Consider the following 24,146-nt stretch of genomic DNA (forward strand, 5'->3'; position numbering starts at 1 on the left):
GCCTAGAGGTTACCCAGCCGCTCTCGCAGCTTCGCAAAGACCCCTGAGCCGTTGCTGGCCAGCTGTCCCTCAACGAACTCTTCGCCGCGTAGTTCGGCAAGCTTGCGCAGCAGTTCCTCCTGCGCCTGGTCGACGTTGCGGGGGGTTTCGACGTTCAGGTGCACCTTGAGGTCGCCGCGCCCGTAACCGCGCAGGTGGGTCACTCCCAGCCCGCGCAGAGTCACGATCTCACCCGACTGGGTACCCGCCTTGATACCCAGCTCCTGGTCGCCGTCGAACGAGGCGAAGTTCAGGGTGGTACCGAGGGCGGCAGCGGTCATGGGGACGCTGAGGGTGACGTGCAGGTCGTCTCCCTCGCGGAGGAACGTGGGGTCCGGGTTGACCCGGATTTCCACATACAGGTCACCCTGCGGCCCGCCGGCCATGCCGGCTTCGCCTTGGCCGCCGAGCTGGATACGGGTCCCGGTGGAGACACCCGCCGGCACCTTGATGGTGAGGCTGCGGCGGCTGCGGACCCGGCCGTCGCCGTTGCATTCGTGGCAAGGGTTGGGGATTACTGTGCCGAAGCCCTGGCAGGTGCCACAGGTGGCGCTGGTCATGACCTGGCCCAGAATGGACCGGACGGCCCGCTGTACCTGGCCTGATCCACCACAGATGTCGCAGGTCCGCGGCGAGGTGCCGGACTGGCAGCAGGAACCGTCACAGGTGGGGCAGACCGCTGCGGTGTCGACGTCGATCTTCTTGTTGATCCCGAACACGGCGTCGACCAGGTCGATGCGGACCGCAATGAGCGCGTCCTGACCCCGGCGGGTGCGCGACGGCGGTCCGCTGGGTCCGCCGCCGCCGAAGAAGGTCTCGAAGATGTCCTGGAACGCAAAGCCCGGGCCGGCGTGTCCGCCACCGAAACCGTTATCGGTCCCGTTCTCGTTGCCCGTGGTGTCATACACCCGGCGCTTCTGTGGGTCGGACAGCACCTCGTAGGCGCGGGTGACCAGCTTGAACTCCTCCGACGCGTCCGGCCCCGTATTGACGTCCGGGTGAAGTTTCCGCGCTAGCTTGCGATAGGCCTTCTTGATCTCCTCGCCGCTCGCATCGCGGTTCACACCGAGGACTTCATAGTGATTACTCACTCCTGCACTTCACTTCCTGTGTCACTGGTCGAGGTGGGGCAAAAGCGCCCCACCTTCGAAAGGTTCGGTTCTTGCCTTCAAAGTTCCTGCGTGTCGGGTGCCCGGCTAGTCCGTCAGGATCCGGGACAGATAGCGGGCCACCGCGCGTACCGCCGACATCGACGTGGGATAGTCCATCCGGGTAGGTCCGAGGACTCCCACTTTCGCCAACGAGTCGGGGCCGTACCCGGTGGCAATCACCGATGCTTCGGCGAGGCCTCCGTGGGGGTTTTCCCGCCCGATCCGCACCGACACGCCAAATGCATCGTGTTTCATTTCGGAGAGGAGGCGGAGCATGACCACCTGTTCCTCAAGTGCTTCCAGCACGGGGCCGATGCTCAGGGGAAAGTCTACGGTGGATCGGGCAAGGTTGGCTGTACCTGCCATCACAATCCGGTCTTCGCGGTTGATCCCGGCGAGCTGCTCGAGGGTCCGCGCCAGGACAGTGCCGGCCCTGCGCTGCTGAAACGGCAGCGCTGCCACAGCCAGCGCCAGTTCCTGCGGGAGAAACGTCAGCTTCGTCCCGGCCACCGAGCCGAGGAAATGCTGCCGGAGTTCGGCGAGGCTGTTCTCGGGGACGGGCTCGGGCAGGGGCAGGGGCACCACACGCTGCTGTACGGTGCCGTTCGTGGCGATCAGGACCACCAGCACCTGGTTTGGCGCCAGCAGGACGAACTCGAGGTGCCGGACGGCGGCGTTCCCCAGATGGGGGTACTGCACCACTGCCACCTGGTTGGTGAGATGGGACAGCAACCGGACGGTGCGGTCCATCACGTCATCGAGATCCTCAGCTCCCTCCAGCAGCGTCTGGATGGCGCGTTTCTCTGGCGCGGACAACGGCTTGACCTCGGAAATCTGGTCGACAAAGAGGCGATAGCCCTTGTCGGTGGGGATCCGGCCGGAACTGGTGTGGGGCGCCGTGATCAGCCCCTCTTCCTCCAGCACCGCCATATCGTTGCGGATGGTGGCCGATGAGACACCCAGTTGATGCCGCTCCACCAGGGCCTTCGATCCAACAGGCTCCCGGGAATGCACATAGTCCTCGACGATGGCGCGCAGGACTTCCAGTCGGCGTGGTTCGCTCACTTTTCACCTCCGAACATGGTTCCTTGACTCTTCCAACGGATCTGGCACTCGACACGCCCAAGTGCCAAGTCTAGTACTTTCCGATGAATTGTTAGCATTGAAATCCCTGGCCGGACTGTCCAGCGGTGAGCCGGGAAGCGAGTAAGACGATGTCCAGTTACGAATGGGGAGCACAGGACATTTCGGCTCCCCGCAGTGGCCCCCTCCCCAAGATTCCGGTCAGCGCTGGGCTGGTCCTGGAAGACGTCCAGAGCGGCTACGTCGGCGCGGTGGTCCGGGTGGAGAAATCCGGTGGCATGCACGTCATGGTGTTGGAGGACCGCCGCGGCAGGCTCAAGACCTTCCGCCTCGGGTTCGGTTTCCATGTGGATGGTTCGCCCGTTGAGATCGTCGCCCCAGCGGTGGCGCCGGCCGCTCCCGCGCGCCGGGTGACGGCGTCGGGATCCGTGAAGGTGGACGGAGCCCGGGCGCGCACAGCCCGCGCCAGCCGGATCTGGGTCGAAGGCCAGCATGACGCCGAACTCATCGAGAAGGTGTGGGGTGATGACCTGCGCCTCGAGGGTATCGTCGTTGAGCCGCTTCACGGAGTCGATGACCTCGCCGGGATGATCCGGGCCTTCGCCCCCGGACCCCATCGACGGCTTGGCATCCTCGTCGACCACCTGGTCACCGGATCCAAGGAGCAGCGCATCGCACAAGAGGCCATGAAGGTCCCGGGGGCCGCCGCCAACGTTCTCATCGTCGGACACCCCTATGTAGACGTGTGGCAGGCCATCAAGCCCGCAGCCGTCGGATTGACCGCCTGGCCGGTGGTGCCGCGGGGCCAGGACTGGAAGACCGGCATCCTGGCGGGGCTCGGGTGGCCCAACTCCGACAAGGCAGCCATCGCGCACGGCTGGAAGCGCCTGCTCGGCTGCGTCACCAGCTATGCCGACCTGGAACCGTCACTGCTGGGGCGGGTCGAGGAAGTGATTGACTTCCTGACCGATCCTTAGGATTTCCGGTCGGGGCGACCGATCCGCAGTGCAGGATTACTGGGCAACGACGTACTCTAGTGAGGAAGGCCCCTGCCCCGGCGGCCCCGAAAGCAATGAAGGATGTCCAGTTGTCTAACCCCGCCGACCAGCCCAAGCAGCACGGATCCGCGGAGGGCCACGGCCAGCCCTCGTCCGCATTTGAGGGCGTCCCGGCGAATGCGCTGCCCCTGACCGCGTCCGAAGACCGGCAGTGGGCAACCCTGGCACACTTCGGCGGAATCCTGGGGTTCATTCCTTCACTGCTGATCCTGCTCATCTTCAAGGACCGCGGCCCGTTCACCGCACAGGAGGCGCGGGAGGCATTCAACTTCACCTTCCCGCCAACGCTGCTCGCGTTTGCGGCCTGGCTGCTGTCCCTGCTGCCCACGGTTGGCGGTCTGTTCGCCGTCGTCAATGCACTGATCTGGGTGGCCATCGCGCTGTCGTCGGTAGTTGCCGGGATCCAGGTCAACCGCGGCCGGCCCTACCGTTACACGGTGAACCTCCGACTCTTCAAGTAGGCAAGTATTCCGGCACTGCCGGTCGGCGGGAAGCGCGCCGGTCAATCAGTCAGTCGGGTAGCAACCTGCGGACCACCGCGTCGGCGAGCAGCCGGCCGCTGGCAGTCAGGGTAATGGTCCCACCGAACGCGGCGGCCGGATCCACCAGCGAATCGGCGATCAGCCCGGCCACCGCCAGGCGGCCTTCCGGACGCAGAGCACTGGTAGGCAGACCCTCGCGAAGCCTGGCGCGGAGCATCACGTCCTCAACGTACCGGGTGTCGTCGTCGAGAATTTCCCTGCCCGCAGCCGGCGATACGCCCGTGGACAGCCGCTGTGCGTAGGCGGTGGGATGCTTCACGTTCCACCACCGCACACCCCCCACATGTGAGTGGGCGCCGGGACCGGCACCCCACCAATCGTCGCCCCGCCAGTAGGCAAGGTTGTGGCGGCACTCGTCCTCGGGAGTGCGCGCCCAGTTGCTGACCTCGTACCAGCTCAGCCCGGCGGCGGCCATGGCCTGCTCGGCCAGGGCGTACTTCTCGGCATGGTCGTCGTCGTCGATGTCGGGCACCTGGCCCCGGCGGATCCGCGCGGCAAGCTTGGTGCCATCCTCGATAATCAGCGCATAGGCGGAGACGTGGTCCGGCCCGTAGGACAGGGCTGCGTCGAGGGACCGCTGCCAGTCCGCTGCACTCTCCCCTGGTGTGCCGTAGATGAGGTCCAGGCTGACGCGCAGCCCGGCATCCCGGGCCCATTGGACGGCCAACGGCACCCGCTCGGGCGAGTGGGTGCGGTCCAGCACTTCTAGGACGTGGGGCACCGCCGACTGCATCCCGAAGGACACCCGGGTGAAGCCTGCCTCGGCCAGCACTGCAAGCGATTCGGGGGTGACCGAGTCGGGGTTCGCCTCGGTGGTCACCTCGGCGCCGGGGGCTAGCCCCCAGTGCCCGACGGCGGTCCGCAGCACCGACGCGAGGTCCTCGGCAGGGAGCAGGGTGGGGGTGCCGCCGCCGAAGAAGACCGTCGACAGGGGCCGCGCAGCAGTGCCCGACTCGGTCAGGACGCGGCCGGCAAGGTCCAGTTCAGCGCTGACCGTCGCCGCGTACCGGTCCTGGGACGCGCCGCCGCCCAACTCGGTCGCGGTGTAGGTATTGAAGTCGCAGTACCCGCACCGCACAGCGCAGAACGGAATGTGGACGTAAAGCCCCAGCTTGCGCTCGGCGCTGCCGACCGCAGCCTGTTCCGGTAGCAGGCCGTCCTCCGGCGAGGGCAGGCCAAGAGGGAGGGCACTGGGCATTGCTACTTCTTGACCTTGTCCTTGGATTCGTCAGTGGTGAGGGCAGCAATGAAGGCTTCCTGGGGAACTTCTACCCGTCCCACCATCTTCATCCGCTTCTTGCCTTCCTTCTGCTTCTCGAGCAGTTTGCGCTTACGGGTGATGTCGCCGCCGTAGCACTTTGCAAGGACGTCCTTGCGGATGGCCCTGATGCTTTCGCGGGCGATGATCCGTGAGCCAATAGCGGCCTGGATGGGAACCTCGAATTGCTGGCGGGGAATGAGCTCGCGCAGCTTGCCGGTCATCATCACGCCGTAGGCGTAGGCCTTGTCGCGGTGGGTGATGGCCGAGAAAGCGTCGACCTGTTCGCCCTGCAGCATGATGTCGACCTTGACCAGGTCGGCGGCCTGGTCGCCGTCGGCCTTCCAGTCCAGCGAACCGTAACCACGGGTGCGGGACTTGAGGATGTCGAAGAAGTCGAAGACGATCTCGGCCAGGGGCAGCCGGTACCGGATTTCCACCCGGTCTTCGGAGAGGTAGTCCATGCCGCCCATCACGCCGCGCCGGCTCTGGCACAGTTCCATGATGGCGCCCACAAACTCGGTCGGTGCCAGGATCGTCGCCGCGACCATTGGCTCGCGGACCTCGGCGATCTTCCCGGTGGGGTACTCGCTGGGGTTGGTGACGTGGATGAGCTTCTTGTCCTCAAGCGTCACCTGGTATTCCACGTTGGGTGCGGTGGAGATCAGATTCAGGTTGTGCTCGCGTTCGAGCCGTTCGCGGGTGATCTCCAGGTGCAGGAGGCCGAGGAAACCGACCCGGAACCCGAACCCGAGTGCAGCTGAGGTCTCCGGCTCGTACACCAGCGCAGCGTCGTTGAGCATCAGCTTCTCCAGCGCATCCCTGAGCACCGGGTAGTCGGTGCCATCCAGCGGGTACAGGCCCGAGAAGACCATCGGTTTCGCGTCGGCGTAGCCGGGCAGGGACTCCGTGGCGGGCTTGGCGAGGTTGGTGACGGTGTCGCCGACCTTGGACAGGCGGACGTCCTTCACCCCGGTGATGAGGTAGCCCACCTCGCCGACGCCGAGCCCCTTCGACGGGGTTGGCTCGGGCGAGCTGACGCCGATCTCAAGCAGCTCGTGGCTCGCGCGGGTGGACATCATCTGAATCCGCTCGCGGGGATGCAACATACCGTCCACCACGCGGACGTAGGTGACCACGCCGCGGTAGGTGTCATAGACGGAGTCGAAGATCATGGCGCGGGCCGGTGCGTCGGGGTCGCCAACGGGCGGCGGGAGGTCACGGACAATCTGGTCCAGGAGGGCCTCCACGCCCATGCCGGTCTTGCCGGACACCCGCAGGACGTCCTCGGGTTCGCCGCCGATCAGGCTCGCCAGTTCGGCAGCGTACTTCTCGGGCTGCGCCGCCGGGAGGTCAATCTTGTTCAGCACCGGGATGATGGTGAGGTTGTTTTCCATCGCGAGGTAGAGGTTGGCGAGGGTCTGGGCCTCGATGCCCTGCGCGGCGTCGACGAGCAGGATTGCGCCTTCGCAGGCAGCCAGGGACCGGGACACCTCGTAGGTGAAGTCGACGTGGCCCGGGGTGTCGATCATGTTCAGCGCGTAGCTGACGCCGTCGAGCTCCCACGGCAGCCGGACGGCCTGGGACTTGATGGTGATGCCGCGTTCGCGCTCAATGTCCATGCGGTCCAGGTACTGAGCCTTCATGTCACGCTGCTCAACGACTCCGGTGAGCTGCAGCATCCGGTCCGCCAGGGTGGACTTCCCATGATCGATGTGCGCGATGATGCAGAAGTTCCTGATGATCGCCGGATCAGTGGCGGCGGGCACTGGGGAAGTGCGGGCCTTGGGTGACACTGGACATTCCTTACTGTTGCGAAGGCTGCTGCGCGGCGGCCGTTATAACGACAACGGCCTGGTTCGCCAGCTAAGTGAACTTCGCTGGTACGCGGGTTTCCTGCACCAGCTGAGTTAACAGTCTCCCATGAGCTGGTGAATGCTCTGGAATCCGCAGCTGACGGCTGAACTGTATTCTGGAGCGCATGCCCTTCGACGCCAGTTCACTGTTGCGGTTTGCCCGTCGCGCCGTCAGGGTGCTCCAGGCCCCGCCGCGACAGGCCAAGCCCCACCGTGCTCCATCTTCCGACCGTGTGCCTTCCGCCTACCCGGGCGATTTCACTGGCACCCCCAGGGTTAGCTACGCGCCGAACCCCGACAACCGGCCCGACGCCGGTGAGATCGTCTGGGCGTGGGTTCCCTATGAGGAGGACCACCGGCAGGGCAAGGACCGGCCGGTCCTCCTGATCGGGAAACACGGCGAGAAGCTGCTCGGGCTGATGCTGACCAGCCGCGACAGGAATGGCGCGGACAGCTCCGACCAGGCCTACGTGGACATCGGAGCGGGACCGTGGGACCGCAAGGGCAGGCCCAGCGAGGTGCGAACCGACCGCATCATCCAGCTGGCGCCGGCCGACGTACGTCGGATCGGTGCGGTCCTCCCCCGGGCAGCGTTCGATCGGGTTGTTGCACGACTTAGCTGATCCCGCCCGTACCCGTCGCCGGGGTAAGGCGTGACCCGCCTGCGCTCGTTGGAGGGACTGTCGAGGTTGGCGGCGCGCGCAGCGGGTCGCTGCCGGGACTATTCAGCGCATCTCTGGTAATCTAGACAGCTGTGTGTCCGAGCAGGTCGACGGGCACTTTAGTCCAATCGTCCACGGTATCCCCACGCCGCTCAGTCATTGGTTGAACTGAATTACCCTCACGACCAGTCCGCAATACAAAGAGAGTTTTAATACGTGGCAAATATCAAGTCCCAGAAAAAGCGCATTCTCACCAACGAGAAGGCGCGCCAGCGCAACAACTCGGTTAAGTCCGAGCTGAAGACGGCCATCCGCGCTGTCAACACTGCGATCGGTTCAGCTGACAAGGAGGCTGCTACCAGCCTCATGCAGTCGGCTAGCCGCAAGCTGGACAAGGCTGTCAGCAAGGGTGTCGTGCACAAGAACAACGCAGCGAACCACAAGTCTGCGATCTCGAAGAAGGTCAACGCTCTCTAACCAGAGCCGGACCGTTCGACGATTTCCAGATGGCTGGCCTTCGGGCCGGCCATCTGTCGTTTAACGCTCTTGTCACTGCTCAGCTCGCCCTCCGAGTCGCCCTACCTCACCACTCGGCGGATGGTGCTGGCGGTTCCGGGTGGGGGCTCTGGGGTTGAAGTCAGCCGCGGCCGGCGAGGGCGATGGTCGTGACGGCGTGCTCGACGGCGTAGACCGGGTCTCGGGAGGCTCCCTTGACCTGCGCGTCCGCCTCAGCGAGCACCTGGATGCACTGCACCAGCCCCTCGGAGCTGAAGCGCTGGGCGTCCCGCCGGGCCTGGTCTACCTGCCAGGGTGCCATGCCGAGTTCCTTCGCCAGCTGGGCTGAGCTCCCCCGCACCTGGTGCACCTTCGCCACCGCACGCACCTTCATGGCCAGAGCCGCGGTCAGGAGCACCGGATCGGCGCCGGTGGCCAGAGCGTGGCGCAGCATCGACAGGGCCTGCCCTCCCCTACCCGCCAAGGCCGCATCGGCCACCTTGAATCCGGTGACCTCCACGCGGCCGCCATAGTATTTCTCGACCGTCTCCTCGGTAATTTCACCGGTGGTGTCGGAGATCAGCTGCTGGCAGGCTGCTGCCAGTTCGGCCAGCTGGGATCCTACGGCTGCCACCAGAGCCCGGAGGGCACCGCCGCCGATCCGCCGCCCCGCGGCCCGGAACTCTTCGACCACGAAGTCGGTCTTGTCCGAGTCCTTCTTCAGCGGCTGGCAATCCACCACAGTGGCTCCCGACGCCTTGATGGCGTCCAGCAGCTTCTTGCCGCGGTTTCCACCACTGTGGTGCATCACCAGCACGACGTCGGGCGCTGGGTCGCTGAGATAGCCGAGCGCGTCCTGCAGGAAGTCGTCGTTCATCTGCGCGAGCCCGGTGACTTCGATGAGCTTCGCCTCCCCGAAGAGGGAGGGACTGCCGTGCAGGGTGAGCTCTCCCACCTCGTACTTGCCGGCGTCCAGTTGCACCACTTCCAGATCGGGGCGGGCGTCCTTGAGGCTTCGCCGGATCCGTTCAACGGCCTGGCCCGCGGCGTACATTTCCGGTCCGCTGAGGAGCACCACCGGCGCAGGAGTGACAGCGCGCCAGTGCACCCCGGAGGTCCCGGGACTGTCCCTGCGGGCTGCGGTGGGTCGGGAATTCACGTGGTGGCTCCTGCATTGATTCAGTGACTGGACCGGTGTCCACGCTCAACTGTGCCACGGGCCGCAGCTGCGGCAAAGCGGGACGGCGCGGCGTCGGCGGACGCGCAACGAGTTGTCCTGGATCGAGACCAGAAACGAGCCCAGCTCATCAGTTCGGGCCACGGCAATCCCCGCCGCAGACAGGCCAGCGGTGATGCTGGGATGTGGGTGACCGTAGTCATTGTCACGGCCAGCAGAGATCATTGCCAACCGTGGACGGACCGCTCGTGCGAGGTCCAGACCCCCATTCTGCGCACCGTGGTGGGCCACCTTGAGGATCTGCACGCCCCGTTCGACAAGGTCCGGGTTCTCCAGCAGCAGGGCAGCCGCGCCGTCCTCCTCGAGGTCACCGGTCAGGAGGACCGATATGCCGCCGTCGCTGGGCGTGTCGATCGTGACTTCCAGAACCGCGCTTGAGTTGTTCTCCGAGTTGGGCCGGGCGCCCGGCTCCGGCCAGATCACCGTCCAACTGACCCGCGCATACCCGTCGTCGCCGTGCGAGCCGCTCATTCCCGCCGTCAGCTTTCCGGGCGGAGCGCTGCTTGCGCCGACGTCAGCTTCGTCACCGAAATCGGGGGCATTGCTGACCACTGCGGTAGTCACTTCTGCGGGAAGGACGGGTTCCGACGTTGAGTACAGAACCCGCTCCACGGTCCGGTCCCTGAAGACCCCCTCGATGCCCCCATAGTGATCGGCATGCAGGTGGGTGAGGACCAGCAGTTCAACGGTGGTGACCGATAGCCGGTCCAGGCAGGTGTCGACGTCGTCAGGCTCCGGACCGGTGTCCACCAGGATTACCTTGTGTTCTCCGGTCCGCACAGCGAAAGCATCACCCTGACCGACATCGCAGGCCGCCAGGTGCCACCGGTTCCCGACATCGCGCTGGAGCGGCCAGAGGAAGACCGCTGCGAGGCCGATCGCGACTCCCCCGGCAATCCAGGCTGCCGCCGTGCCCCTGGACCGTGGCGCATCCCTCGCCGTTGAGGTGGCGGTCCCCGGTCGTGCCCGGCGCCGAAGGGCTGACCAGACTCGCGGCCCCCACACCACCGCCACAATGACGGCAAGCGAGAGCACGCCGGTCAGGACTGCACCGGCTGCGCCGCCCACCCACGGCACCGCAGCGCCGGGAGCTGCGCCGAAGAACCGCGCCACCGAGCCCACCCAGCCGGCGCCCCACCCCGCCACCACTACGAGGGGGACGGCGAGGGGCTCGGCAATCGCGACAAGGGCGACTGCCAGCATTCCCACAATGGTGACCACGGGGACCACAGGGGTGGCCGCAATGTTGGCAGGAAGTGAGTACAGCGGGAGCGTTGGCTGCAGGAGTGTCAGGATCGGGGCGCAGCAGAGCTGCGCTGCGATCGGGACGGCGAGCACCTGGGCGGCGGCCACCGGCATGAAACTGCTGAGCCTTGTCGCCAAGACTGGACCAAACAGGATCAGTCCGGCCGCTGCGGCGACCGACAGCATGAAGGCGTAGGAGTTGTTCAGCCACGGGTCGGCGGTGAGCAGCACGACGACGGCGAGCAAGAGCAGCGCAAAGGGCACCTTGCCCCGGCCCGTCAGGACCGCGACCACGCCGAGACCGCCCATCACCGCAGCGCGCAACACACTTGGTTCGGGCCGGACCAGGATTACGAAGCCGATCAGCGCAACAATGCCGAGGACGGCAGCCACCAGGCGGGGCGCCCTGAGCGCACGGACAGTGAGGAAAACAAAGACCAGCAGGTAGGTGCAGTTGGCGCCGCTCACAGCGGTCAGATGGGTGAGTCCTGTGGTCTGCATGTCCTGTTCGAGGGTCGGGTCGAGGCCGCTACGGTCCCCGATCACCATCCCGGGCAGCAGGCCGTCCTGTCCCCCTACCTCCGTTGCGATCCTCACAAAGTTGGTTCGGAGTTGTGCCGGATAGGTGGCAGGTCCTTCCTGGGGGGTGACCCTGGGGCTGGAGTGGGCGATCAGCAGAGCCATGGCCCGGTCACCGGGTTCGGTGGGCAAGAGGCGGCCCGCCGTCCGGATCGTGTCGGAAGCGACCACCTGCTGCCAGGAGGCCGGACCGATTACCACCACCGGTGTTTCGGCGGGGAACGATTCGCCATGGAGGACACCTCCGCTGAGCGTGGCCTCGACCAGGTATCGGTCCTTCCCCGTGTAGCGGTCAGGGCTGATCAGCATCGCGTCGGAGCTGGCTGCCAGGACAGCGGTGATTGACGCCTGCCGCTGCACAGCGTCCGGGACGGGGCCAGCAGTGCGCGCCGCGATGCTGGCGGCGGCGGGCAGGCTGACCAGCGCGGCGACAGCGAAGGGCAGGACAACCAGCCTGGCAACGCGCCTGACCCAGCCGGAGGTCAGGCAGCCGAGACCCCACCCCACAGCCAGTCCCGTAAGAACCAACGCGCAGACAAGCGCGGCGGAGGAGCTCAGCCGGACCACCGCGGCGGCAGTGACCCAGGCTGCCGCGGCAGCTGGCAGGAGGCGATAGTCACCGTGGCGCGACTCCGGCAGGCGCGCCCGTGAGTCCCGGCCGGGTGCAGCAGTCATTCCGGTCACCTGTCCGAGGACCGCGGCCGGCCCGCGCCACAGGAGTCCGCGCTTCGAATCCGGGTTCCGCTGCCGGGCATTCCCGAGGGTGGAATGCCCGTCGGGGCCAGCCTGCGCGTCAGCATCGATCCGCGTCTTGGCAGCGGGCCGCGGGCCAGGGTCGGTGGCCGCCAGCACATACCTGGTCCAGGGTCGTTGCGCGCTCATCATCCTGCTCTGGCCAGAGCGATGCTCACACCGTCACCAGTGGGACCAGTGCGGCGAGCATCGCTTCGCCGATGCCGGGAACCGCGTCCAGATCCTCGGGACTGCTGAAGCCGCCGTGTTCGGTCCGCCACTCAATGATGCGTTCCGCGAGAACCGGTCCAATCCGCGGCAGTGTTTCGAGTTCAGCGGTGTCGGCGGTGTTGATGTTGACGAGTCCCGGCTGGCCTGGTGGGTCCGTCGCCGAAGGGTCGGGACTGCCAGGGCTGCCGGGTCCGGGAAGGGGCGCATCGGCGGCCACCGGCGGAAGCGTTTCGCCCTGCAGCGGCACCCGGATCTGCAGGCCGTCCTGGACCGGGGACGCCAGATTGATGGCTGCGAGATCGGCGTCCGGTAACGCTCCCCCGGCCTGCTCCAGGGCCTCGAACACGCGGGAGCCGGCGTCGAGTTCGACAATCCCCGGGCGGCTGACCGCACCCGCCACGTGCACAATGAGCCGCTGGGGATCGGAGCCGGCCGCGTCGGGCGACGCAGTGGTATCAATTGACCCCACCCGCTCCGCCGCTGTGGAAGTGCCGGAAGCTGTGGGACCCGATAGTTCCGCAGAAGCTTCACCGTCCTGCTGTCCGGTGGTCGGGTGATCCAACGCGATCGAGGCCACCTCCGAGGGGGCACCGCCACGCAATAGGAATAGGCCAACGGCCAACGACAGGGCAACACCGAGCGCTACTAGCGCAGCACCGCGGCCGACCGCCCACTGGCGTCCGCGCCCCGGCTGCTCTCGGACGCCTTCCCCTCCCGGTTGCGATTCATCATCGGAGGGGTGGACGTCATCCCTGTCAGGTTCACGATCGTCGAAGGCGACGGGGTCTCCCTGCCGACCCTCACGGTCCTGCGGGAAACTGAACCCGCCCCTCGAGGGAGCGCTGGTGGCCCAGCGGTGTCTGGCCATGCGTGAAGCCTAGGATTCGCCGTCGTGCGGTGGCCTGAAGATGGCGGCCTATGTGCACAAGAGCAGGCGAAGTCAGGCGGGTGTGGAGGACGATTCGGCGTCGTCAATCCGCCCCGCGACGGCGATCGCGATCACCCCGAGCCCCGTGTGGGCGGCCAGGACGGCGGGGAGCTGCGCCAGGACGGTGCGGACCTCCGGGTGGCGCTGCTGGAGGCTCGTCGTCAGTTCCTGCACCTGGGCCTGATTGCCGAAGTAGTGGAGAGCGACAACCGCATCGGGCCGGCCGGCGATGTCCATCTCCACCAGGTCAAGCAGCCGGGCGGTGGCCTTGGCGGTGGATCTGACCTTTTCAAGTGGCAGGATGCGCCCGTCCTGAACGCTCAGAATCGGTTTGACCGACAGCAACGTTCCCAGCATGCTCGCTGCGGCGCCAATCCGCCCACCCTTGCGGAGTTGTTCGAGACTGGGCACCAGGAAGCGGAGCGTCGAGGAGTCGCAGACCGCCTGGGCAACCGCTGCAGCCCCCGCAAGGTCGAGTCCGTCGCGCGCGCCAGCCTGCGCTGCCGCCACACCAAATCCCATCGCCATTCCGACCGTGCGGCAATCGACCACCTCCACCGGGATAGACACGGCCGCGGCGGCCCAGCGCGCGGCGTCGGCGGTGCCGGAGAGGTCACCGGAGAGGTGCACCGAGAGAATCCCCGTCACACCCTCGGCTTCAAGCTTCCGGTACACGCTCTCGAACTGACCCGGCGACGGCCTGGAGGTGCGCACCTCTGCGCCCTCCGCCAGCGCCACCGACAGCGGACCGGTGAGGTCGTCGGTGCCTTCGCCGAAGATCCTGCCGGCGATCATCACCGGCATGGGGACGACGACGACGCCACGGGCGGCACCGCCCGCGGCCAGCCACTCTGGAGGGAGCGCAGCGGCCGAATCGGTGACGACGGCGATTCGCGGCCCCGCACTGGCCTCGGCTGCCGACCGTGATCCGGACGGCCGGACCCAGAGCCGTTCGAGCCACCGCATCGAATACCACGCCCCCGCGCTGGCCCTGGGCTGCGCTGAGGCTTCCCGTTCCGCCTCAGGCTGCGCCGGATCGCCCTGCGCCGCTTGAAGCGGTATTACGGGAGGCTGCGCTGCTTTGTCGGCCCGCATGGGTTACTCCGGAACGATATTGACCAGCTTGGGAGCCCGCACGATGACGGTCCGGATTCCCCTGCCATCGAGGGTCTTCTGGATCTGCTCGCTGGCCAGGGCCAGTTCGCGCAGCGCATCCTCGGTGATGTCCGGGGAGACTTCCAGCCGGTCACGGACCTTGCCCTGCACCTGGACAACAGCGACCACCGTGTCCTGCACCAGCAGGGTCTCGTCCACGATAGGCCAGCCAGCCGTGGCAACGGAGGCGGGATGCCCCAGCCGGTTCCACAGGTCTTCGGCCGTGTACGGCGCGAACAGGCTCAGGATGATCGCGACCGCCTCGGTGGCTTCACGAACAGCGGGATCGGCGCCGCCGACGCCCGAGTCGATTGCCTTGCGGGTGGCGTTGACCAGTTCCATCACGCGGGCAATGACCACGTTGAACTTGTTGCCCTGCAGCAGCGCGGCACTGTCAGCAACGGTCCGGTGGGTCACCGACCGCAGCGCCCGGTCGCCGGTGGTCGGGTCGACGTCGGGCGCGCTCGTGACGTCCTGGCCCAGGCGCCAGGCGCGGGCCAGGAACTTCGACGAGCCCGACGGCGAAACATCCGCCCAGTCGACGTCGTCCTCGGGTGGGGAGGCGAACACCATGGTGAGCCGAATGGCGTCGACGCCGAACTTGTCCAGTTGCTGGCTCAGGTCCACACCGTTGCCGAGGGACTTGCTCATGGCCTTGCCGCCGTTGAGGACCTGTCCCTGGTTCAGCAGAGCCGAGAAGGGCTCGGTGAAACCGATCAGGCCCAGGTCGTACAGCACCTTGGTGAAGAACCGGCTGTACAGCAGGTGCAGGATCGCGTGCTCGACGCCGCCCACGTACTGGCCGACCGGCAGCCACCGGTTCACGGCGTCGGTGTCGAACGGTGCATCGGTGGTGTCCGGCGACGCGAACCGCAGGAAGTACCAGGACGAGTCGACGAAGGTGTCCATCGTGTCGGTGTCACGCTTCGCGGGCCCGGCGCACTGCGGGCAGGGCACATTGACCCAGTCCTCGACGGCGGCCAGCGGGGACGTGCCCTTCGGGGACAGGTCGCCGCCGCGCAGGTCTTCCGGCAACGTCACGGGCAGCTGGTCGTCAGGGACAGGGACCTCCCCACACATGGCGCAGTGGATGATGGGGATGGGGGTACCCCAGAACCGCTGCCGGGACAGCAGCCAGTCGCGCAGGCGGTAGTTGACCGTGTGCTCGCCGGTGCCGTGTTCGGCAACCAGGTTGATCGCGCGGGCGATCGCCTCGTCCTTGCCCAGCCCGTCCAGCTCACCGGAGTTCACCAGCGTGCCATCACCGGTGGTCGCGATCCCGGATACCGCCGGGTCCTCGGCGCCGGTGTCCACGACCATCCTGACGGGCAGGTCGAAGGCCTTCGCGAAGTCCAGGTCGCGCTGATCGTGCGCGGGCACGGCCATGATGGCGCCGGTGCCGTAGTCGGCCAGCACATAGTCGGCGGCCCAGACGGGCAGCTTCTCGCCGTTCAGCGGGTTGATGGCCCAGCGGCCGGTAAACACGCCGGTCTTCTCGCGCTCGGTGGACTGACGCTCGATCTCCGACAGGGACTTGATGCCATCCCGGTAGTCCTCCAGCTCGGCACGGTGGGACTCGGTGACCAGGTCCAGGGCCAGCGGCGCGTCAGCGGCCACCACGAAGAAGGTGGCGCCGTGCAGCGTGTCGGGGCGGGTGGTGAACACCGGGACGCTCTGGGCGGGCTTCCCGTCGGTCTCCTCGATGACGAAGTCGACGTGCGCTCCCTCGGAGCGGCCAATCCAGTTACGCTGCATCGCCAGGACCCGCTCGGGCCAGTGGCCCCGCAGCTGGTCCATGTCGTCCAGCAAACGGTCAGCGTAATCGGTGATCTTGAAGTACCACTGGTTCAGGCTCTTCTTGGTGACGGGAGTGCCGCAGCGCTCGCAGGCACCGTTGACAACCTGCTCGTTGGCCAGCACCGTCTGGTCCTTCGGGCACCAGTTGACCGGCGAATCCTTGCGGTAGGCCAGGCCCTTCTCGAAGAACCGCAGGAACAGCCACTGGGTCCACTGGTAGTAGCCGGGATCGGACGTGTGCAGCCGGCGCGACCAGTCGACACTGATCGCGTAGCGCCTGAACGAGTTCGCCTGCGTCTCGATGTTCGTGTAGGTCCACTCCGACGGGTGGGCGTTGCGCTGGATGGCGGCGTTCTCGGCGGGCAGTCCGAACGAGTCCCAGCCGATCGGGTGCAGGACGTCGAAGCCCTGCTGACGGTAGTAGCGCGCGACGACGTCGCCCATCGCGAATGCCTCGGCGTGCCCCATGTGGAGGTCACCTGACGGGTACGGGAACATGTCCAGCACGTACCTGCGTTCCCGTGATCCGTCGTCGGCGGGCTTGAACGGCTGGAGCCGGTCCCACTCCGCGGGCCATCGGGCTTCGATGTCGGCGAAACTGTAGGTGTTCTCGTCCGGTTGCCCGGCGTCGGCTTGCGTGCTCACTATCGTTGCCCTGTCCTCTTGATCAATTGCCCCTAGACACACAAAAGCCCCTCGTCCAAGGAGGGGCATGCCGCACGGTAGTCCGTGCGGCTAGCTAAGGAGTTGTACTACAGACATGCATCCACTCTAGCGCAGATTGGCGTTCCCAACCCCGCCACGCGGGTTACGATAATTCTGGTATGCGCGCCCACGGGACGCGCAGACCGCGCCGAGGCGGAATGCGCCCCCGGCTGATCGGCCACCGGCCCCGCAAGGGGAATACCCACCTGAGATCAGGATCCGATTGCAGTGGCCCGTCGCATTGTGAGGCACGATCGCATGACACAGCTCTTTCCCACTGTTGATCCCCTTCCCGCCACCCTGGGTGACGACGCCGTCGCACTGGTGAGGCGCTGGCTGCACCTGGATGAATCCCGCCGTCCCGAACCCGTCGCCACCCGCGGATCGCGATCGGCGCAGCTGCTCGCCGAGGTCCTCAAGGACGACGCCGGACTCCAGTTCACCCTCGGGTTCGTCGATCGGGTGATCCGGCCTGAAGACAACGCCGTCGCCGCCCGCAACCTGGCGAAGCTGGCGCGGCAGGCGCCGTCGTTCCTCCCCTGGTACATGCGCGGTGCCGTGAAGCTCGGCGGCGCACTGGCACCGACCCTGCCTGGCATCGTGGTGCCCGTGGCGCAGCGGGTGCTGCGGGAGATGGTGGGCCACCTCATCGTCGACGCGCGGCCCCACAAACTCGGGAAGGCCATCGCCGGGCTGCGCGGCGAATCGGTCCGGCTGAACATCAACCTCCTGGGCGAGGCGGTCCTCGGCAACGACGAGGCCGACGCGCGGCTCGCCGGAACCACCAAGCTCCTCGCGCGCGACGACGTCGACTACGTCTCCATCAAGGTGTCCTCAGTGGTCAGCACCATGAACCTGTGGGACTTCCACGAGACCGTCGAGCGGGTCGCGGCCCGGCTGCTCCCCCTGTACCGGTTGGCTGCGTCCTCCCCCGCGCCGAAGTTCATCAACCTGGACATGGAGGAGTACCACGACCTCGACCTAACGGTCGCTGTGTTCAAGCGCATCCTCGACACGGAGGACCTGGTGCACCTCGAAGCGGGGATCGTGCTGCAGGCCTACCTGCCCGACGCCCTCGGCGCGCTGCAGGACATCACCGCGTGGGCCACCGAACGCCGCGCCACTGGCGGGTCGGCCGTCAAGGTCCGGCTGGTGAAGGGCGCCAACCTGGCGATGGAGCTCGTCGACGCGAAGGTGCACGGCTGGGAACCAGCCACCCTGCCCTCCAAGGAGGCTACCGACACCAACTACAAGCGCTGCCTCGACTGGGCGCTGCGTCCCGAGAACGCCGAGGCGGTCAGGATTGGTGTGGCCGGCCACAACCTGTTCGACATCGCCTTCGCGCGGCTGCTGGCCCTGGCCCGCGGTGTCGAGGATCGCATCGAGTTCGAGATGCTCCTGGGCATGGCAGAGGAGCAGGCGGAGGAGATCAAGAAGGATGTGGGTTCGCTCCTGCTGTACACGCCGGTGGTCCACCCGGCGCAGTTCGACGTCGCCATCAGTTACCTGATCCGCCGCCTGGAGGAGAACGCCAGCCAGGAGAACTTCATGTCGGCCGTCTTCGAGCTGAACAAGAACCCGCAGTTGTTCGAGCGGGAGAAGAAGCGCTTCCTCGATTCGCTGGCAGCCGTGGACACCACGGTCCCCGGCCCGAACCGTTTCCAGACCACCGACCGCTTCGTTGCGTCGGCCCCGGGCGAGTTCGCGAACCAGGCCGACTCTGATCCGTCCCTGCCAGTGATCAGGGACTGGGCCACCGGAATCCTGGAACGTGTTCCGGGATCGACCCTTGGCGTTGACCTGGTGAAGGCCTCCTGGCTCGCCACGAACGACGACGTCGACCGCACCGTTGCGGCGGCGCTCGCCGGTCAGACGGATTGGTCTACCCGGTCGGGCGCCGAGCGTGCCGTAGTGCTCCGCAGTGCGGCCGCCCGGTTGGCGGCGATCCGCGGCGACCTGGTGGAGGTCGCTGCCAGCGAGACAGGCAAGACGGTTGCAGAGTCGGATCCCGAGATCTCCGAAGCGATCGACTTCGCCAACTACTATGCGCTGCTCGCTGAGGAGCTGGACCAGGTGGAAGGCGCCGAGTTCGTACCGGCACGGCTGACAGTTGTCACGCCGCCGTGGAACTTCCCGGTGGCTATCGCTGCCGGCTCGGCACTCGCCCCGCTAGCGGCGGGTAGCGCGGTCGTCGTCAAGCCCGCACCGCAGGCCAAGCGGTGTGCAGCGGTGCTGGTGGAGGCACTGTGGGAGGCAGGCGTGCCCCGGGAGGTCCTGCACTTCGCCGACGTCGAGGAAGGCCCCGTCGGGCAGCACCTCATCTCGCACCCGTCGGTGGACCGGGTCATCCTGACCGGCGCCCACGACACCGCGAAGCTGTTCCGCAGCTGGCGCCATGACCTTCCCCTGCTCGCCGAGACCAGCGGCAAGAACGCACTGATCGTCACTCCCAGCTCCGACCTGGACCTGGCCGCCGCCGACGTCGTGAAATCGGCGTTCGGGCATGCCGGGCAGAAGTGCTCGGCTGCTTCCCTGGTGATTCTGGTGGGGTCGGCCGGGAAATCGGCGCGGTTCCGCAACCAGATGGTCGACGCCGTCGCCTCCCTCAAGGTGGGCTACCCCGAGGACGCAGCCACCGAGATGGGCCCGGTTATCGAGCCTGCCGAAGGGAAGCTGCGCGACGCGCTCACCACCCTCGGCGAGGGTGAGACCTGGCTGGTCAAGCCCAAGCAGCTCGACGACACCGGCCGGCTCTGGAGCCCCGGCGTCCGGACAGGCGTCAAGCCGGGCAGCTACTTCCACCTCACCGAGTTCTTCGGCCCGGTCCTGGGAGTCATGCACGCAGACTCCCTCAAGCAGGCCATCGAATGGCAAAATGCCAGCCCCTACGGTTTGACGGCGGGCATCCACACCATGGACAGCGACGAGCTGGCGCTATGGCTCGATTCCGTCCAGGCAGGCAACCTGTATGTGAACCGCGGCATCACGGGTGCAATCGTTCAGCGCCAGCCCTTCGGTGGCTGGAAGCGTTCGGCTGTTGGACCGGGAGCCAAGGCTGGAGGACCCAACTACCTGATGCACCTCGGCAGCTGGAAGCCGGTGGAGCTGCACCCCGGGAATGTTCACGCTCCCCTGAGCGGACCGGTCCGGGACCTGCTGCACGCAGCCGATATTCCCGCCGTCGACCAGGGGTTCCTGGCCCGAGCAACCGCCGACGACCAGCGCCACTGGGTCAAGTCGTTCGGAGCGAACCGCGATGTGTCGGACCTCGGGGTGGAACGCAACGAGTTCCGCTACATTCCGGGCACGGTAACGGTGCGGCTCAACGAGGACGGCACACTGGCTTCACTGGTTCGGGTGCTCGCTGCCGGGCTGCGGGCCGGGGCAACGCTGCGGGTCTCTTCGGCTCACTCCCTGCCGCCTGCGCTGACCGCAGTCCTGTCGGCTCACAACGTTGAGCACGGAGTGGACGACGACGCCGCGTGGCTCAAGCATGCGCCGTCGTCGTCGCTGGGCCGGGTCCGCCTGATTGGCGGCGGCTATTCGGAACTGTGTGCGGCCACCGACGGCGACCCTGATGTGGCAATCTACGCCGGACCTGTCACCGAGTCCGGCCGGATCGAGATGCTCCCGTTCCTGCATGAGCAGGCGGTGTCTATCACGGCGCACCGGTTCGGCAACCCGGACAGCGTGTCGCACACGGTGCTCCACTAACCGGTCTTAATGGGGATATCCGCCCTGGTGCGCTAAGGCAATCGGAGTGCTACGGGGTCAGGAAGAGCATCAGGACCAGAGCGAAGAGGAACACGCTTTGTGAGCTGTGGGTGATGATTCCGATGAGGGCGCTGCGATACCGACGAGACGGAAGCGACAGGATGAACGTGTCGATCAGGGTGATCGGGATGACCCATGGGACGTGGAGATGATAGACGGCGAAGAGGACGCCGTTAGCGATCCAGTCGCGCGACCCGAAGACGCCGTTCATGCGGGGCAAGAGGTATCCCCGGAAGAGCAGTTCCTCGCCCAGCACGGTATTGAAGACGAAAAAGGCGAACAGGATCCCCAGCCACAGCCAAGAACCGGACAGCATCGCCTGTCCGTCGGAGGAACTGAGGAAATCGCCCAGGTCGCGTCCCGCGACGGCATCGATACCGAACGGAATGAACTCTTCCAGGGCGAACGCTACGACGAAGATCGGGACGACGAGCCACATGCGACCCCCGCGCCTGCCCGTCTTGGGATTCCTCGGAGCCCGTAGCCAGAGCACATCCCGAACCACGGACCACCTCAAGGTCCGCTGTTCCCTGTAGACGAGAAGCAGGACGAGCACGAACTGCCAGACCATGCCTACCGTCAAGAGCATGACGAGGAACTGAGCGAGCGCCAGGGGCGAGTCTGCGCTGGATGCCAGCAGCGGTGCGACCACCCATGCCAGCACGGCCATTGGTCCAGCCCCTGCTGCCCAGACGCCGATCACCCCGGGGAGGCTGAGTTGTCGGATTCGATTCTCGGTTGCCGTGGACGCCGTGCGGTGACGGACAGACTCGGGCTGGCTGGAGGATCTCACGGTTTCACTTCTTCCCGGTGGGCCGGTAGCGCCACCTGTAGTTTTCGTGCTCAGCTCTTTGGGTACTGGGCGCGGGTGGCTTCATGGTCCGGCCTGGTCAGCATGGTCTGCATGGTCGCCGACGGTGCGGTGCGGGGCCAGGTCCAGGCGGAGCGCAGGACGAAGACCAGGATCAGCACTTCGATTCCAATGGAGAGGGCGTAGAACGAGGCCCATTCCCAATCCGTCGATGCCGCGTTGAACACCATGATGGGGATATAGAGCGATGCCACGACGAGGTTCGTGGAGCGGTTCACACGAGCGGACAGCGTCATGGAGAGCAGGATCATCAGCGCCGGGATCCCTATGACCACCACGAAAATGGTCAACAACGGTCCGCTGATATCGAACTCATAGATGACGCCACCCCTAATCTGATCGATGGCGCCGGGTTGATAGAGGTGGAAGTAGTCGACGTAAATGACAAAGAACATGAGGCTGGTCCAGGCTGCCGAGAGCTTGGCGCGCACGGGAATCGGAAGGTTGTCCAGCAGGTTAGGGGTTTTCGTTTGGATGGTCATTGGTCTTTCCTTCTTGGGGCGCGGCTCGTTCGCCGGAGTGGCGGTAGGTGTGGGGGGGGACGTACGCACGTGTTGGGTCGTACTTGTCGGTCCGGTCATCGAACGGTCATCACGACCTTCCCGCGGGTATGGCCAGCTCCGACATAGCGGAGGGCGTCGGCCGCTTCGTCCAGGCGGTAGGTCCGGTCGATGACGGGCTTGACTTGCCCAGTCCTGAGCAGGTCAGTAAGGGTAAGCAGGTCCTGACGCTTCCCGATCGAGGTGAAGGGCTTCAGCTGCTGCCGGGTGAAACTGGACAGCACACGCGCCTTCACGATCCGGCCGAGCGGGCCGAACCAGCGGCCCCCTCGTCCGCTGTTGGGGACCAGGGTGCCGGTGGGTGTGAGCACTTGACGGACAGCCGCCAGGGGCTGGGCTTCCACATTGTCGAGGATGACGTCGTAACGTTTCTCGTTGTGGGTGAAGTCGGTCCTTGTGTAGTCAATGACGTGGGTGGCACCGAGCGACCGGACCAAGTCGACATTGCTGGTGCTGCACACACCCGTCACCTCGGCACCAAACGCCTTGGCGATCTGCACGGCGAAGGAGCCCACGCCGCCTGACGCACCCGTGACCAGCACGGTCTGGCCCGGTCGAACCTTCGCGACCTCGCGCAATGCCTGCAACGCCGTCATGGCCGAGGTGGGCACCGTTGCTGCCTCGACGACCGACAGGTTGCCAGGCACGGACACGAGGTTGTCCGCCGGGACGCAGGCGTACTCCGCGAACGCTCCAGCGCTGCTCCAGCCGAACACCTCGTCGCCGGGCCGGAGGCTGGTGACGCCTTTCCCGACAGCTGCCACCACACCGGCGAGATCCATCCCCCGGATGCGGTGGCGCGGCCGGCGGAGCCCGTACACGAGGCGCACCATGAACGGCTCGCCGGTCATGACGAAGTAGTCGCCAGGGTGCACGGAGGCCGCGCCTACCTGGACGAGCACATCGCCTCGACCAGGTAGCGGCATACCGACCTCGGACGATTCGAGCACCGAGGGAGGGCCGTAGTGGTGCTGGACGACTGCCCGCATCGTCGCCGCCCCGCCCAGACCCGGCCCGGGCCCCGGGGGCGCTCCGGCACTTGATCGTTGTTGATTTTCCACAGCAGCCTCCTTGGGTCCGAACACCGACCTTCGGCGTTCGTACACCGTACTATCGTACGTCGTACGATAGAGTGTGGGCGTACGCTGTACCAATGTCAAGCTTTTCGGAAAGTGAGGAGACTCGTGGCTGCGAGGGAACAACGCCAGGTCACGTCAGACGCAGGGCTGACCAAGCAGCGGGTGGTGGCCGAGGCGATAAAGCTCGCCGACCGCGAAGGGGTCGAAGGGCTGAGCATGCGCCAGCTGGCCCGTGAGCTCGGCGCGGGCGCTATGTCCCTCTACCACTACGTGCCGAACAGGGAGAAGTTGCTGGACGCCATGATTGACATCGTGTTCGAGGAGATCGAGCTCCCTCCCGAAGGGACCGATTGGCAGTCGGCGATGCGACGGAGTTCGGTATCCGCCCGGCAGGTTTTCGCGCGCCACCCGTGGGCGATTGGCCTGATGGACTCGCGGACATCGCCGGGGTCCGCGCACCTCCGCCACCGCGAGGCTGTCACCGCCTGCCTGCGGAGGGCGGGTTTCTCGGTCTTGATGGCGACGCACGCCAACTGGCTGCTCGACAGCGTTGTCTACGGTTACGCCCTGCAGGAAGCCAACCTGCCGTTCGATACGGCCGACGAGTTCGCGGACATGGCCGAGGACGTCTACCTGCCCCAGCTTCCTCCCGGCGAGTTCCCCTATCTCAACGAGTCCGCTGCGGCGCTCGTCACTGCAGGCTACGACCCGGCGGAGGAGTTCATCTTCGGCCTCGACCTCGCCCTGGCCGCCCTCGAGCCCCTCAGAGACCCCGCATAGCGACGCTCGCGGACGTCGCTTCAAGCGGGCCGAACCACGTTCAACGGCATGCTGTATGGAAATTCATACGGTTGCCTGCCAGAAAAGTTCATCCTGCTGCAGTCAATCGGTCCCGGAGAGACAGCATCCGGAGCGGCTATTCTCGATGTACCTGCGCTCGAGGGAACGCTGGTGTTGTCCTATCTAGGCGAAGATATCATCGGGAATCCTCCTTCTGTCATGCCTCCGAAAATTTGTTGAGAAAGTTTTCTGAGCACCCAGACCTGCCCCTTAATTTGATGCTCCTATAGGTGTCAATGGTCGTTGAGCCAGTTTGTGTAGTGCTGGTG

General features: G+C 66.2%; 18 protein-coding genes. 6 read left to right on the top strand and 12 right to left on the bottom strand.

All coding sequences use genetic code 11. From position 1 onward, the window contains the following. Window positions 1–2 precede the first annotated feature (2 nt). Both dnaJ and hrcA read right to left on the bottom strand, forming a co-directional pair. Window positions 3–1,130, bottom strand: coding sequence for a molecular chaperone DnaJ (gene dnaJ, locus HMI57_RS17910; RefSeq protein ID WP_171587354.1), 1,128 nt, complete (start codon window positions 1,128–1,130; stop codon window positions 3–5). Window positions 1,131–1,235: 105 nt separating this feature from the next. After that, window positions 1,236–2,255 (bottom strand): heat-inducible transcriptional repressor HrcA, encoded by a 1,020-nt coding sequence (hrcA, locus tag HMI57_RS17915; RefSeq protein ID WP_171587355.1) that lies wholly within the window; start codon window positions 2,253–2,255, stop codon window positions 1,236–1,238. A 149-nt stretch (window positions 2,256–2,404) separates the two neighbouring features. Between hrcA and HMI57_RS17920 the strand changes: the two genes are divergently transcribed. Both HMI57_RS17920 and HMI57_RS17925 read left to right on the top strand, forming a co-directional pair. Further along, window positions 2,405–3,250: a DUF3097 family protein gene (locus HMI57_RS17920; RefSeq protein WP_171587356.1), complete on the top strand. Its 846-nt coding sequence runs from the start codon at window positions 2,405–2,407 to the stop codon at window positions 3,248–3,250. Window positions 3,251–3,360: 110 nt separating this feature from the next. After that, window positions 3,361–3,792: a DUF4870 domain-containing protein gene (locus HMI57_RS17925; protein ID WP_225668000.1), complete on the top strand. Its 432-nt coding sequence runs from the start codon at window positions 3,361–3,363 to the stop codon at window positions 3,790–3,792. 49 nt (window positions 3,793–3,841) lie between these two features. Here the strand turns inward: HMI57_RS17925 and hemW are convergent, their stop codons facing one another. Together hemW and lepA are read right to left on the bottom strand one after the other, a co-directional pair. Continuing rightward, window positions 3,842–5,071: a radical SAM family heme chaperone HemW gene (gene hemW / locus HMI57_RS17930; RefSeq protein WP_171587357.1), complete on the bottom strand. Its 1,230-nt coding sequence runs from the start codon at window positions 5,069–5,071 to the stop codon at window positions 3,842–3,844. A gap of 2 nt (window positions 5,072–5,073) precedes the next feature. After that, window positions 5,074–6,927: a translation elongation factor 4 gene (lepA, locus tag HMI57_RS17935; RefSeq protein ID WP_171587358.1), complete on the bottom strand. Its 1,854-nt coding sequence runs from the start codon at window positions 6,925–6,927 to the stop codon at window positions 5,074–5,076. Window positions 6,928–7,112: 185 nt separating this feature from the next. On the opposite strand from lepA, the gene HMI57_RS17940 reads away from it, so the two are divergent. Further along, window positions 7,113–7,610 (top strand): type II toxin-antitoxin system PemK/MazF family toxin, encoded by a 498-nt coding sequence (locus HMI57_RS17940; protein ID WP_171587359.1) that lies wholly within the window; start codon window positions 7,113–7,115, stop codon window positions 7,608–7,610. 255 nt (window positions 7,611–7,865) lie between these two features. Continuing rightward, window positions 7,866–8,126 (top strand): 30S ribosomal protein S20, encoded by a 261-nt coding sequence (rpsT, locus tag HMI57_RS17945; RefSeq protein ID WP_171587360.1) that lies wholly within the window; start codon window positions 7,866–7,868, stop codon window positions 8,124–8,126. Between the two features lie 160 nt (window positions 8,127–8,286). Here the strand turns inward: rpsT and holA are convergent, their stop codons facing one another. The 5 genes from holA to leuS form a co-directional block, all read right to left on the bottom strand. Next, the gene (holA, locus tag HMI57_RS17950; protein WP_171587366.1) at window positions 8,287–9,252 is read right to left on the bottom strand and encodes a DNA polymerase III subunit delta; all 966 of its coding nucleotides are present in this window, start codon (window positions 9,250–9,252) and stop codon (window positions 8,287–8,289) included. A 96-nt stretch (window positions 9,253–9,348) separates the two neighbouring features. Next, on the bottom strand, window positions 9,349–12,087 hold the full coding sequence (locus HMI57_RS17955) for a ComEC/Rec2 family competence protein (RefSeq protein ID WP_171587361.1): 2,739 nt from the start codon (window positions 12,085–12,087) through the stop codon (window positions 9,349–9,351). 25 nt (window positions 12,088–12,112) lie between these two features. Next, on the bottom strand, window positions 12,113–13,036 hold the full coding sequence (locus tag HMI57_RS17960) for a ComEA family DNA-binding protein (RefSeq protein WP_171587362.1): 924 nt from the start codon (window positions 13,034–13,036) through the stop codon (window positions 12,113–12,115). A 72-nt stretch (window positions 13,037–13,108) separates the two neighbouring features. Further along, complete coding sequence (locus HMI57_RS17965; RefSeq protein ID WP_228721208.1) at window positions 13,109–14,191, bottom strand: DegV family protein; 1,083 nt, start codon at window positions 14,189–14,191, stop codon at window positions 13,109–13,111. A gap of 3 nt (window positions 14,192–14,194) precedes the next feature. Beyond that, window positions 14,195–16,693: a leucine--tRNA ligase gene (gene leuS / locus HMI57_RS17970; RefSeq protein ID WP_346655271.1), complete on the bottom strand. Its 2,499-nt coding sequence runs from the start codon at window positions 16,691–16,693 to the stop codon at window positions 14,195–14,197. 318 nt (window positions 16,694–17,011) lie between these two features. Between leuS and HMI57_RS17975 the strand changes: the two genes are divergently transcribed. Then, the gene (locus HMI57_RS17975; protein ID WP_216607688.1) at window positions 17,012–20,467 is read left to right on the top strand and encodes a bifunctional proline dehydrogenase/L-glutamate gamma-semialdehyde dehydrogenase; all 3,456 of its coding nucleotides are present in this window, start codon (window positions 17,012–17,014) and stop codon (window positions 20,465–20,467) included. Window positions 20,468–20,516: 49 nt separating this feature from the next. On the opposite strand, the gene HMI57_RS19650 is transcribed toward HMI57_RS17975, so the two are convergent. The 3 genes from HMI57_RS19650 to HMI57_RS17990 form a co-directional block, all read right to left on the bottom strand. After that, window positions 20,517–21,320, bottom strand: a complete 804-nt coding sequence (locus tag HMI57_RS19650; RefSeq protein WP_216607689.1) for a CPBP family intramembrane glutamic endopeptidase — start codon at window positions 21,318–21,320, stop codon at window positions 20,517–20,519. A 50-nt stretch (window positions 21,321–21,370) separates the two neighbouring features. Next, entirely contained in the window at window positions 21,371–21,880 is a 510-nt protein-coding gene (locus tag HMI57_RS17985; protein ID WP_171587363.1) for a DUF6326 family protein, read from the bottom strand. 95 nt (window positions 21,881–21,975) lie between these two features. Continuing rightward, window positions 21,976–23,019 carry an NAD(P)-dependent alcohol dehydrogenase gene (locus HMI57_RS17990; protein WP_346655272.1) on the bottom strand — a complete coding sequence of 348 codons (1,044 nt, stop codon included), beginning with the start codon at window positions 23,017–23,019 and terminating at the stop codon, window positions 21,976–21,978. 123 nt (window positions 23,020–23,142) lie between these two features. Here HMI57_RS17990 and HMI57_RS17995 point away from each other — a divergent pair, with 123 nt between their 5' ends. Then, window positions 23,143–23,817, top strand: a complete 675-nt coding sequence (locus tag HMI57_RS17995; protein WP_171587364.1) for a TetR/AcrR family transcriptional regulator C-terminal domain-containing protein — start codon at window positions 23,143–23,145, stop codon at window positions 23,815–23,817. Window positions 23,818–24,146 lie beyond the last annotated feature (329 nt).

The organism is Arthrobacter sp. 260, from assembly GCF_013116745.1.
GTDB lineage: Bacteria > Actinomycetota > Actinomycetes > Actinomycetales > Micrococcaceae > Arthrobacter_D.